6 protein-coding genes are annotated in these 12,911 nt (G+C 44.1%); 3 read left to right on the forward strand and 3 right to left on the reverse strand.

What is annotated here, in order from left to right:
- Positions 1-116: 116 nt before the first annotated feature.
- From moaC to CJD36_RS18785, 3 genes are read left to right on the forward strand one after another with little or no spacing between them, the layout of a single operon-like run.
- A complete protein-coding gene (moaC, locus tag CJD36_RS18775; RefSeq protein WP_105040743.1) occupies positions 117-602 on the forward strand; it encodes a cyclic pyranopterin monophosphate synthase MoaC in 486 nt (161 codons plus the stop codon).
- Entirely contained in the window at positions 574-1,191 is a 618-nt protein-coding gene (locus tag CJD36_RS18780) for an NTP transferase domain-containing protein (RefSeq protein WP_105040744.1), read from the forward strand. Before moaC ends, CJD36_RS18780 begins: the two co-directional genes overlap by 29 nt.
- Positions 1,191-2,234: a HesA/MoeB/ThiF family protein gene (locus tag CJD36_RS18785; protein WP_105040745.1), complete on the forward strand. Its 1,044-nt coding sequence runs from the start codon at positions 1,191-1,193 to the stop codon at positions 2,232-2,234. The genes CJD36_RS18780 and CJD36_RS18785 overlap by 1 nt, the downstream gene beginning before the upstream one ends.
- A 6-nt stretch (positions 2,235-2,240) precedes the next feature.
- Here CJD36_RS18785 and CJD36_RS18790 read toward each other — a convergent pair whose 3' ends face one another.
- The 3 genes from CJD36_RS18790 to CJD36_RS18800 all read right to left on the reverse strand — a co-directional run bounded on the left by CJD36_RS18790 (position 2,241) and on the right by CJD36_RS18800 (position 12,593).
- Positions 2,241-2,942 (reverse strand): hypothetical protein, encoded by a 702-nt coding sequence (locus CJD36_RS18790; RefSeq protein WP_105040746.1) that lies wholly within the window; start codon positions 2,940-2,942, stop codon positions 2,241-2,243.
- A gap of 118 nt (positions 2,943-3,060) precedes the next feature.
- Entirely contained in the window at positions 3,061-4,320 is a 1,260-nt protein-coding gene (kynU, locus tag CJD36_RS18795; protein ID WP_105040747.1) for a kynureninase, read from the reverse strand.
- Between the two features lie 125 nt (positions 4,321-4,445).
- Complete coding sequence (locus tag CJD36_RS18800; protein WP_105040748.1) at positions 4,446-12,593, reverse strand: beta strand repeat-containing protein; 8,148 nt, start codon at positions 12,591-12,593, stop codon at positions 4,446-4,448.
- Positions 12,594-12,911: the final 318 nt, after the last annotated feature.

The raw sequence follows: 12,911 nt of genomic DNA on the forward strand, positions 1-12,911 counted from the left end.
ATTTTGAAAGGTGTATTTAAAAAGAACTAGCGTGATGGCTGTTGTTCATAAGACACAATAGTGGAAGATAGAGGTGCGGCAAATGTGTTATTTACTTACTAATTTTGGATAACAATATGAGTGATCTTACCCACATAGATAATAAAGGCAGGGCTAACATGGTAGATGTTAGCGAGAAAGCTGTTACGAAACGTACTGCTACTGCACGCAGCATTGTGTACCTGCCTGATGTGATCATGCAGCAATTGACTGGCGGGGATATACAGACCAAGAAAGGTGCCGTATTTCAGACGGCGATAATTGCCGGTATAATGGCAGCCAAGAAAACGGGGGAATTAATACCACTTTGTCATCCGCTGGGGTTGGATAATTGCAACATAGATATACAGGTAAATGATGAAGATGAGGTGGTGATACTTTGCACGACAACTATTACGGCTAAGACGGGAATAGAAATGGAAGCATTGGTAGGTGCCAGTGTGGCTGCATTGACCATATACGACATGTGCAAGGCTATGAGCCACGACATAGTAATAAAGGAAACCAAACTGATAGAAAAAACAGGAGGCAAGAGTGATTTCAGGAGAGACTACCAGGATTAAGGGCCTTGTATTGGCAGGCGGCAAAAGCGTGCGCATGGGGCAGGACAAGGGGATGATGCTGTGGCATGGTGTACCTCAGCGATACTACATGGCTGACATGCTCAATAGCATCTGTGACGAGGTGTTTATATCATGCAGAGCGGACCAGGTGTCAGAGATGGATCATAATTATTCAACCCTTACAGACAATCCTGAATATGTAGGTTCGGGGCCAACAGCTGCTATACTGAGCGCATTTGAAAAATACCCCGATGCCACATGGCTGATAGTGGCCTGCGATCTGCCACTACTTAATACTGCTACTCTTCAATACCTTATAGAAAACAGGAATGCTAATTCTATCGCTACTACTTTTGAAAGCCCACATGACAGACTGCCGGAGCCATTGATAACCATATGGGAGCCCGCGAGTTATAAGATCCTCAAAGCCAAGCTGGCCGAAGGTTTTAAGTGTCCCAGGAAAGTGTTGATCAATAATCCGTCTACGATATTAAAACCACCCTACCCTGCTGCATTGACCAACTCCAACACTCCCGAAGACGTAGAAAAAGTAAATACTATTTTAGGCAGCCAAACTACATCTATATAATGCAACAGGATCTTTCGCGCTATAGTTGCCAGATAAACTTGCCGGGGTTTGGAGCAACTACGCAGCAATTGCTGCAGAAAGCAAGGGTGCTTATTGTAGGTGCAGGTGGACTGGGTTGCCCTGCTGCACAATACATTGTAGCTGCCGGCGTAGGCACTGTGGGCATCGCGGACTATGATGTAATATCAGCAGGCAACCTGCACAGGCAGATATTGTACAAAAGTAATGAGGTGGGTTTGAAAAAGGCTGAAATAGCCTGTCAATCACTGAGGCAACAAAACCCTGGCATTAATGTAGTTATGCACGATATCAGGATAACCGATGAAAATGTAATGGAGGTTATCAGGAGATACGATCTTGTACTGGACGGCACCGACAATTTTGAGACCCGCTACCTGCTTAATGACGCCTGTGTACTATGGGGCATACCGCTGATACAAGGCGCTATCTACCAGTATGAAGGCCACGTAGCCATATGGAATGCACCTAATGCTGACGGAACACGCAGCCCACACTATAGAGATATTTTTCCGCAAGTAAATGCTGCGCAGGTACCGAACTGCACTGAAGGCGGCGTATTCCCTACCCTTGCTGGAATAATAGGCTCTATGATGGCCAATGAAACATTGAAATGCATAACTCAAGCAGGTGAAACACTTATTGGCAAGATGCTGGTATTTGATGCGCTGACTCTGCAAAGCAGGATAGTGAAAACAGGTACAGTAAGTAAGTTTGTAATCAACGGCTTAGCAGCAGCAACAAAGGTCAACACCTTATCTCATGAGCAACTTAGGGCCAATGGCTCCAGCTACTTGCTGGTAGACGTTCGCGGCAAAGACGAACATAATGCATTTAACATAGGCGGCATAAACATTCCTGTTGAGCACATCGCCGCTATAAAGGAACACCTGTTAGGCAATAAACGAATAGTACTCTATTGTGCATCGGGCAGGCGCAGTGCAGAAGGCGCAAAAGCCATAAAGACTCTGTTTAATGCAGAAGTGTATTCGCTGGAGGGCGGAATAAAGGATTTGCAGAAATAAACATAGCTAATTTACTTCGACAACTTGGCTTGCTTTTAAATTGGATAATGTTATTAATCCACCAGTGGCAATAATAGCACCGCCAACAAAAGGAAAACCAGCGCCAACCAAATCAGATACATTGGAAGAAAACAAAAAAGGCAAACAATAAAGCATACTTGCTATTCCGGCAATAATAGCAGTATAAGAACTGGCCTTTAAAAATGATGTCATAAAATGTGCTTTAGTAGTAGAAGGAACATAATTAAAAACTAAATTTCTAAGCGCTGTAATGTCGCAGTGTGCGTATTCTTCAATGCTCCAGGAGCTAATTGGCATGCATTTGCTGCCCCTTAAAAAATCTCTATAAAATGTAACCGACAGCTCAGGTAGGAGGAATGCACCAAATAAAAAAATTACAAAACTGGGAATAGAGTAATTGCCATTGCCGATCATAAATGCCTGCATTCTTATTTCGTCAACAGGTGTCATTTTAAAATTGAGTAGGACATGTTTAAGATCGTGGCTTTCATATTTCGGCACCAGGCTGAGCTTATTATCTTCAAGACAATCTGCAATATCTTTACCCAAAGTACCTTCGGGTAAACCTCGTAACCTGGCAACCTTCAGGGTGCATAGTTTTGTATCGCTAAACTGTTCGATCATCCATACCGACAGTCGAAATGATCTCTTTATGATAAAACGGGCGGTATGCTGCAGAGCATTCATAATAATATCGTGAGTCTACCAGCTAAGTTAATCATAATGTTATTAGATATCACCACTGTCAGACATAAAGAAAAAAGGATGGATCAATGACCCATCCTTTAATTCTTCCTGCATCAATCTATATACTGCTCATTATTTCATAGAGCATATATACGTCTTCGAATGTATTGTACAATGGTACAGGAGCTACACGAATAACGTTAGGCTCTCTCCAGTCTGCGATCACGCCGTTGGCAGTGAGTGTATCAAATATTTCGCGGCCTCTATCAGCAAACAACATAGATAATTGGCAGCCTCTTTGTTCGGGATCTGAAGGGGTGATGATCTCGAAAGACAAGTTGGTCAATTTCTTCAACAGGAATTCGAGATAGCCGGTAAGCCTTCTGCTCTTTTCCTGCAATTCCTTCATTCCTGCTTTATCAAAAATATCGAGCGATGCATTGTGTGCAACCATGTTGAATACAGGCGCATTGCTCATCTGCCAGCTGGCAGCACCCTTTTGAGGAATGAAGCCCTTCTGCATTTTAAAGCGAGTCTTTTCTTCATTGCCCCACCAGCCGGCAAGACGGAAGAAGTAAGGGTCGTTGCCATACTTTTCGTGTACATAAACACCGCCTACACCACCGGGACCTGAATTAAGATATTTGTAAGAGCACCAGCAGGCAAAATCTACATGCCAGTCGTGCAAATGCAATGGAATATTACCCACAGCGTGAGCCAGGTCGAAACCTGCATAAGCACCTACTGCATGGGCTGCCGCTGTGATCTTATTGATATCGAAATACTGTCCTGTGTAGTAGTTCACTCCGCCCATTATCACTACAGCAAGCGAATCTCCTGCGTGGGCAATGGCATCGAGAATATCTGACTCCTCTATTGTATGCGCACCTTCTCTCGGAGCGATCTCTATTATGGCATCATATGGATCAAAACCATGCATTCTTACCTGCGTTTCCATAGCGTACTGATCTGATGGAAATGCGCCTGCTTCCATTAATATTTTATACCTGCCATTCTGGGGACGGTAAAATGAAAGTAATAGTAAATGCAGGTTGACAGTAAGTGTATTCATTGCTACTACTTCATCCTTGACAGCACCAACGATCTTTGCCAGGCGTTCGGCGAAGAATTTGTGGTAAGACAACCAAGGCATCGCGGCATTAAAATGCCCTTCTACCCCGTGCTTAGCCCAGTCTTCCAACTCTTTCTGCATAAGGTAGCTGACCATCTTGGGCTGCAAACCAAGTGAATTTCCACAGAAGTAATAGACATCCCTGCCCTCGTGCTGCGGAAAATGAAAACGCTCCCTGAAAGGGAACAATATATCTGTCTGATCCAGTCCTTGTGCGTACTCTAAAGAAGCTTCAAAAGAAGACATGAGCGAAAATATTTTTGCAAAAGTAACATCTTGGGAGATATAATAGTAACTGTATAACAACAAGCACAAAAAAAGGACACCTGCTGGCGCAGGTGTCCTTTTTGAACAACTCAAAACACTAATTATCAATCCATTTTCACCAGACGTTCTGTTTTGAGTAACGTATCATTCAGATCATAGATCATGATAATATATACACCGCTTGACAGATTGTCAACTGAAAGTTCATGAGCATCAGATTGTGTCATCACTAACTTACCGTCAGGTGTGAACAATTTCACATTAACAGGAACTAACGCTTTAATGCTGATCCTATTGGTAGCAGGATTAGGGAAAACAGTTACATTACTATTGTCAGCACCCAATTCTACACCATTACCAGTCGGATCTTCCTTAGCACCGCAGTTATTGACAGTTATTGCTTTCGTAGCAGAGCAACTACCTATTGAGTAGGTGACATTTACCGTACCGGCAGACAGACCCGTAACCGTAGCCGCCGTTCCCGACCCACTTATCGTAGCCCTGATAGGATTACTCACTGTCCACGTTCCGCCTGAATAACCATCTGCAACAACTATAGTAGCACCTGTACATACGCTTCCCGCCCCTGAAACTGCCGTCGGCGTTGGACTAACTGTAAATGGCACTGAAACAATACACGACCCTATCGAATATTTGATAGTAGTAGTACCTGCACCCATTCCAGTAAGTACACCTGACGGAGATATTGTACTGCTTGTGTATACCGTACTGCTCCATACTCCGCCCGGCACAGCATTCGAAAGGGTAAGTACTGTACCCGCACATACCGGACCAATGGCCGCAAGCGGAGCCGGATTTACATTCACTGTGATCGCCTTAGTGCTGTAACAGCTGCCAAGTGCATAGGTAATGACAGCGCTACCAGCGCCTGTACCTGTAACCACACCACTATAAACAGACCCTGAAACTGATGCCACTACACCATCAGATATGGTCCATGTTCCACCACCTTGACTATTTGAAAGGGTTACTGACGAACCCTGGCACAACACTCCGTTGCCAGTTATAGGACCCGGTGTAGGTAAAACCGTAAACATAGTAGATGCGATACAACTACCAATACCATACCTAATGATTGATGAACCCGCAGCCAGTGCTGTAATAACACCTGATGATGATATTGTACTGCTGGTGTAGGTAGAGCTACTCCAGGTACCACCTGCAACTGTGTTAGACAACGAAACTACTGTACCCGCACATACAGGCGGCAATACCGGCAACGGATCAGGAGCTACAGATACTGTGACACTTTTGATACTGTAACAACTACCAATTGCATAGGTGATATTAGCGGTGCCGGCAGATGCACCTTGAAGGACTGTTGATATACCAGTGCCTGCCAGAGTAGCTACACCAGGGTTACTACTAGTCCATACACCGCCAGTCGTACCATTATAAATAGTCACTGCTGCACCAATACATATTGAACCAGATCCGTTTATAGCACCCGGGGTGGTATTTACGTTAAACGTTGCTGAAGATGCACAACTGCCCAGTGTATAACTGATTGTCACCCCTCCATATGGAGAAAGACTGGTCAAAACACCTGCAGATGTTATTGTAGCCCTTGTTGGCTGAGAAGTGCTCCATACGCCGCCAGCAACAGCATTAGAAAGGCTTACAGTTGTACCAACACACATATTAGGTATTGATGCAAGTGGCCCGGGAGCTGTGTTGACTGTCACAGGCTTAGTTACAGCACAACTACCTATTGCATAGGTAACAGTTGTAGTACCGGCAGAAATACCGGAAACCATAATTGGTGCTGTAGAAGTAACGCTTGCTATTGTAGCATCAGCAGTACTCCAGGTACCACCTGCAGTAGCATCAGCAAATGTTGTGGCTGAACCTGCGCAAATTGCCGCACTTGTGCCGGTTATAGCCACAGGTGTAGGGCTAACAGTAAACAAAACAGTAGAGCGGCATGAACCTATTGAGTAGCTTATAGTTGCAACCCCTGCACTTAAAGCACGTACACTACCATTTGTAGATACTGTAGCTTTTGTTGGAGCAGAGCTAGACCATACACCACCATCTACGGTATTTGTAAGTGTAATGATTGTACCAACACAAACCGGAGCAGGCGTTGACATTGCAGCAGGTGCAGCGTTAACGACAACCGGACGGGTTACGAAGCAACCATTGGCAATTGTGTAAGTAACTGTAGCAGTACCCGCAGCAATACCAGTCACTACACGTGTAGCAGGATTAATAGTTGCGAAGCCGCTTCCGTTATCGCTCCATGTACCGCCTGTAGTAGCATCAGCAAGAGTTGTTATTGCACCCTGGCATATTGTATTAATACCAGTAATAGCAGCAGGCGAACTCAACACTGTAAGTGGATAAGTTCTTGTGCCACTGCAATTAGTAAATGTAATTGTGACAGTACCTGCAGTAACGCCGGTAACAACGCCGTTAGAGGCGTTAACACTCACCTTAGTATTACTTGCGCTCCACACACCGCTTGTAGCGGTATTAGATAGCGCAATTGCAGCACCAACGCAAAGAGTAGTAGGGCCACTGATTGCTGAAGGAATAGTGTTTACACTCATATTCTTCGTTGCAGTAAAACTTCCACAACCATTTGTAAGTGTGTAAGAAATAACAGCACTACCGTCAGACAGGCCTGTAACAGTGCCTGCAGTAACAATAGCTACAGCATCATTGCTCGTTGCCCACACACCACCACCAGCAGCTACAGACAATGAAACAGGTGAGCCGCAAATTGAAGACGCGCCTGTGATCACTGTAGTATCTAATGCTGTGTTAACTGTTATATCGTGCACTGCATTACCTACACCACAACCACCGGTAAGTGAGTAAGAAATAGTAGCAGAACCGCCTGTAACACCGTAAACAATGCCTGATGCATCAACAGTAGCTACAGCTTCGTTGCTGCTGCTCCATGTACCACCTGCAAATGTTGCGCTCAAATTTACTGAACCGCCAACGCAGGTAGCCAAAGGACCTTCTATACCTACACCGCCATTATATATCTGCGAGATCTCACCACTGGTAAGTGCGCGATTATAAACAGCAATGTCATCAATTAGGCCGTTGAATGAATGTGAAAATGCCACGTCACTTGCAAACACAGCGCCTACGGTAAACTGGGTAGGTACTGTATTAAGACCCGGCAAATTGTAATACGGATTAAGTGTATCATTAGCAAGATTACCATTCTTGTATATAAATAACTTGTTGCCTTTATTTACAACTACAACATTTGTCCAGGTACTTAGCGCATTACTATTTGCACTACCCTTGTCATAACACTTAGCCCAGAGATAGTATCCTGTAGGATCTGTAAACAATGAGAAATTCTGGTTACAAGTACTTGAATAACTGTTATCAGTAGAGAACAAGACTGAGTTACTGGCTGAAGAGGCATTATTGTACCATACAGAATATGTTCTGTCGCTATTGCCGGCAGGGAAAGAAGGATAATCCTTTCTCATTGTCTGACCTGAACCATTAAAGCTGGCTGCACCATTAGACATACCAAACCTGTCGGTAGAGAAAGTGACACCACCCACATTTGTAAGGTCATTACCATTACCGGAGATATCCTGTCCGCTATTTTCGAACGGATACCATGCCACAAGACCTGAAGCAGGCATATAGCAAGGCACACCCGCAGGTGCATTCACCGTGAATGACAACGTTGTATTGGAAACAGCGCAATAATTAGAAACATAGTAAGCGATAGTAGCACTACCCGGTGCAATTGCTGTAACAACACCGGAAGCATCAACGTCTGCAACAGCAGTATTGTCGCTGCTCCATGTACCACCCGCAACTGATGCAGTCAATGTAACGCTGGCACCAGTTACCGCAGAAGTGGAACCAGATATAGACCCTGCATCAGGCAGGCCTGTTACAGTAACCGTTTTGGTAGCATAAGTGTTACCGCAAGAGTTACTTACTGAGTAGGTAATAGTTGCTGTACCAGCTGTAACTGCTTCTAAATATCCAAAGTCTATAAAACCATTATTTGTAGACCAGGTGAAGCCAGAGTTATCACCGTCTGACGAATAATAGGTATATAGCGCACTTGCACAAATGGAATCAGGACCAGAAATAGTGCCTGCATTTGGTGAAGGATTAACAGTAACATCACGGCCATCTCCTGCTGAACCGCAGGCATTGGTAGTATTATAAGATATAGTTACCGTTCCTGCACTTACCCCAAGTACGTTACCATAAGCATCAACAGCTGCTATAGATGAGTTAGTAGAACTCCAGCTACCAGTGCCTGGAGCATAAAGGCTAACAGATGCATATTCACTGCTACCAGGACAAAGGTCTAACATACCACCAACTGTAACGTGAGGCAATGACAGAATAGTAAGATCGTACGTTGCAGTAGAAGAGGTACCGCAAGCATTAGTTACGGTATAAGAGATCGTTGCAGGTCCTTCTGCATGACCACCTACAAGGCCTGTGTTTACATCTACAGTAGCTACTGATGTATTAGAGCTAACCCACATACCCATCATGTCACCTGTTGATGCAAAATTGGTTGTTGTACCCTCACACAGTTCATTGCCACCAAACACTGGAGCTATTGTACCAGCATTTGCTGCCGGATTGATAGTAACCGAATGAGTAGCCGTTGCAGCACCGCAACCAGTTGTAACTGCGTAAGAAATTGTAGCACTACCTGATGATACAGGAGTTACAACACCTGCATCGTCCACTAAAGCAACACTTGTATTGTCGCTGCTCCATGTACCACCAACGGCACTAGCTGTTAAACTTATTGTATTGCCAACACAGGCATCTGAAGATCCAGTAACAACCAGAGTTCCCGCTGAATACATCTGTGCTATCTCGTCAGCAGTAAGCGGACGGTTATAAATTGATATATCATCAATTTGTCCATTTGCATACCAGCCATTATAATCAGACCATTTACCAATGTGCAGGTGATCTAAAACTACCCTGCTGAAGCCGGTAAGGTCTGTAGATTGCAATACACCATTTATATACAATTTCTTTGTGTTAGTAGCAGTATCTAGCGTAGTCACAATATTGTACCATGCACCGGCTATAGCACCATCGTAAATACCGGCATCAGCCAGAAATTGGCTATAATAATCTGAATACATACCAGAGCCTTCGCCTGTGCCTGAGTTATACAATAATGACAAACCGTACAATCCTGACAGATCGGTCATTTTGCACCATGTAGACATAGTTAATCCTGCAACTGTATTTAGATCAATAGGTGTAGCGATAGCGGCATCAACAAAGTGCCATGTACCATCAAAATCATAGGCACTATTCGTATTGCCAAATCTGTCGGTAGCATCAGTAGCACCATAGTTAACACCACTATTACCATTGCCGCTATAGTCATAAGCGTTACCTGCAAAAGGATACCATGCCACAAGGCCCGAAGCAGGCATATAGCAAGGTACAGAAGCAGGAACTGCAACCGTTAAAGCCATTGTATCGGTTGAAGTGCCACAACCAGTTGTTACTGTGTAAGAAATAGTTGCATGCCCCGGGACAACAGTTGTAACGACACCTGATGCATTTACATTTGCAACAGCAACGTTATCGCTGTTCCATGTACCACCATTAACGTTAGTTGACAAAATTGCTGAGTCACCTATATTAACAGACGAAGAACCTGAGATAGCAAGTGGTGTATTCGATGCAAACATCTGTGCGATCTCATCAGCATTAAGCGCACGGTTATAAATTGATATATCATCAATTTGTCCATTTGCGAACCAGCCATTGTAATCAGACCATTTACCAATGTGAATATGATCTAAAACTACCCTGCTGAAGCCGGTAAGGTCTGTAGCTTGTAACACACCATTTATATACAATTTCTTCGAGTTAGTAGCAGTATCGAGTGTAGTCACAATATTGTACCATGTACCCGCTGTTGCACCATCATAGATACCCGCATCAGCAAGGAAACGGCCATAATAATCGGAATACATACCAGTACCTTCGCCTGTACCTGAGTTATACAACAATGATAAACCATACAAACCTGACAGGTCGGTCATCTTACACCATGTAGACAGTGTTAATCCTGCAACTGCATTTAGATCTACAGGTGTAGCAATAGACACATCAACAAAGTGCCATGTACCATCAAAATCATAGGCGCTATTTGCATTGCCAAATCTATCAGTAGCATCAGTCGCACCATAGTTAACACCATGATTGCCGTTGCCGCTATAATCATTTGCATTACCTGAAAAAGGATACCAGGCAACCAGACCTGAAGCCGGCATATAACAAGGAACAGAAGCTACGATCGTGTCGCCACCGGTTACGGTAAACGCCATAGTAGCTACAGCCGTACCACAACCATTAGTAACGCTATAGCTTATAGTTGTGCTACCTGCAGCAACTGCAGCAACGACACCTGACGCATCAACTGTTGCAATAGAAGGATCACTGCTGCTCCATGTGCCATCGATCGCATAATCAATCAAAGATACCGAGGTACCGGCAACAGCAGTATTAGTACCACTTATTGAAGCTGCGTCGGGTAATGGATTAACTGTGATAAATTTCGTAGCACTAGAAATGCCGCAAATGTTATTTACTGTATAAGTAACCGTAGTAGTACCCACTTCAACACCGTAAATAGTTCCTGAATAATCAGTAGATATTGCCGATCCAGAAAAATACCAAAGTGGACCTTCTCCTGTACTTCCTTCCGGTGTCAAATAAATAGAACTACCTACACAAACATTATCAGATCCTGTAAGCGTTCCTGCATTAGCAGGGATCACAACGTCTATGTTAGTAGTAGCACTTGCTGTTCCACAATCATTGGAAACAGTATAAGTAATAGTAGATGCGCCAGAAGAACCAATATTGCCGGCTATAAGACCTGATGCATCGGTAGTTACGAGACCGTTTGAAGCAGTCCATGTACCGCCTGTAACTGTTGATGACAAGGTTATTGAAGACCCTGTGCACACAGTAGTAGGACCTGATATTGTTCCTGCGTCTGGGGCAGGATTAACAGTAATAGATTGAGTAGCAACCGAAGCGGCACCCGATACTGAGTAAGAGATAGTAACACCACCAGAAGCAACACTGGTAACTGTACCTGATGCATCTACAGTAGCTATGCTATTGTCGCTACTGCTCCATGTACCACCCGGCACTGAGGCTGTAAAGGAAGTTGTAGCTGACAGGCAAACAGAAGTAGCACCTGAGATCGTAACATCAACAGTTGCCGGTACAATATTAACCATATAATCTTTGGCGTTACCGTACTGGTAAGTACCACAAGGGCTTAAATCAGGATAATACCCGATATCAAAACCCGTAAGCACTCTCATTTTATGAGTGCCGGGAGTAGCGCCAGAAGGTATTGATAATGAAATATTGAAATTGCCTAACTGATCGTTTAAACCACCCACTGTTTCAGAACCCTCAAACAATCCATTGTCGTTAAAATCGATCCATACCTGTGTACTTGTTTGAAAGCCGGTACCAACTGTAATATTACTGACAACAGTGGTACCTGCTGCGAGGGTGGCAGAAAGTGACGTATGATCTTCGTACCCTGCCCGTGAGCAACCTGAATTATCATCTATGGATGCACCACCAACACCTGGCACGCCAAAATGCAGAATAGCAATCTCGGCTAGGCACGCATCATCGCCATGGATAAAAAGAGGGGTACACCCAACGGTACCTTCAAGTCCGGTAACAGCAACGGTCTTATAGGCATATGACACTCCACCGCATGAATTAGAGAGAGCGTACGTAAATGTAACAGTGCCGTGTGAAACGCCATGTATATTGCCATAAACGTCAATAGTGGCTATAGCATCGTTGCTGCTGGAATAGGTTCCGCCCGGATTAAGTCCATAAATTCCGTTCCATTCTCCGACAAAAAGCGTGCTCGGCCCCGAAATATAAGTTGGATATGGGAAGCCGACAACGGTAATAGTTTGAACTGCCGCAGGGCTGCCCGCAACTACGTAAGAAATTATTGCTGTACCAGACACCAAACCAGTAACATTACCAGAAGCATCCACCGTTGCTACGCTATTATCACTGCTGCTCCATGATCCCCCGGTTGCGCTGGGGGTAAAGGCTGTAGGGGAAAGTACACATACAGTTGAAGGTCCGCTAATAGACAAATCACCCGATTGTGCCCGGGCTCCAAAACTGAATAATAATGAGAGCAGGCATACCCCCAGATACCCTACGCTTCTTGAAAATAACCTTTTGTTCATACGTATTTGTTTTTATAAACTGATTAATAATGATGACTGTATTGTACTACTTATCTGATTCAAAAGAATTGTTCTTACCTGCGGTCGCCTTATCTATGATTCGCTTATAAACCTCAACTAAAACATGCACAAAGCCTATAATAATCATAAGTATACATTGTATAGGCCTGAGCCTGAACTGCTCAATTGCCCTGAAAAAAGTCCTTTTATTCATGGAAATAGCAATCAGGTAATAAATTTAGCTTGCAGAAAAGCCGATATTGAAGGAATGACACAAACTAGTAGTTCGTTGGGTATGAACCAGTGAGTTTACGACAC

It is taken from the genome of Flavipsychrobacter stenotrophus (assembly GCF_002954265.1).
Lineage (GTDB): Bacteria > Bacteroidota > Bacteroidia > Chitinophagales > Chitinophagaceae > Flavipsychrobacter > Flavipsychrobacter stenotrophus.

Coding starts and splice junctions, on each gene's coding strand:
- moaC (WP_105040743.1), top strand. CDS start 117: ATGAGTGATCTTACCCACATAGATAATAAAGGCAGGGCTAACATGGTA.
- CJD36_RS18785 (WP_105040745.1), top strand. CDS start 1,191: ATGCAACAGGATCTTTCGCGCTATAGTTGCCAGATAAACTTGCCGGGG.
- CJD36_RS18790 (WP_105040746.1), bottom strand. CDS start 2,942: ATGAATGCTCTGCAGCATACCGCCCGTTTTATCATAAAGAGATCATTT.
- kynU (WP_105040747.1), bottom strand. CDS start 4,320: ATGTCTTCTTTTGAAGCTTCTTTAGAGTACGCACAAGGACTGGATCAG.
- CJD36_RS18800 (WP_105040748.1), bottom strand. CDS start 12,593: ATGAACAAAAGGTTATTTTCAAGAAGCGTAGGGTATCTGGGGGTATGC.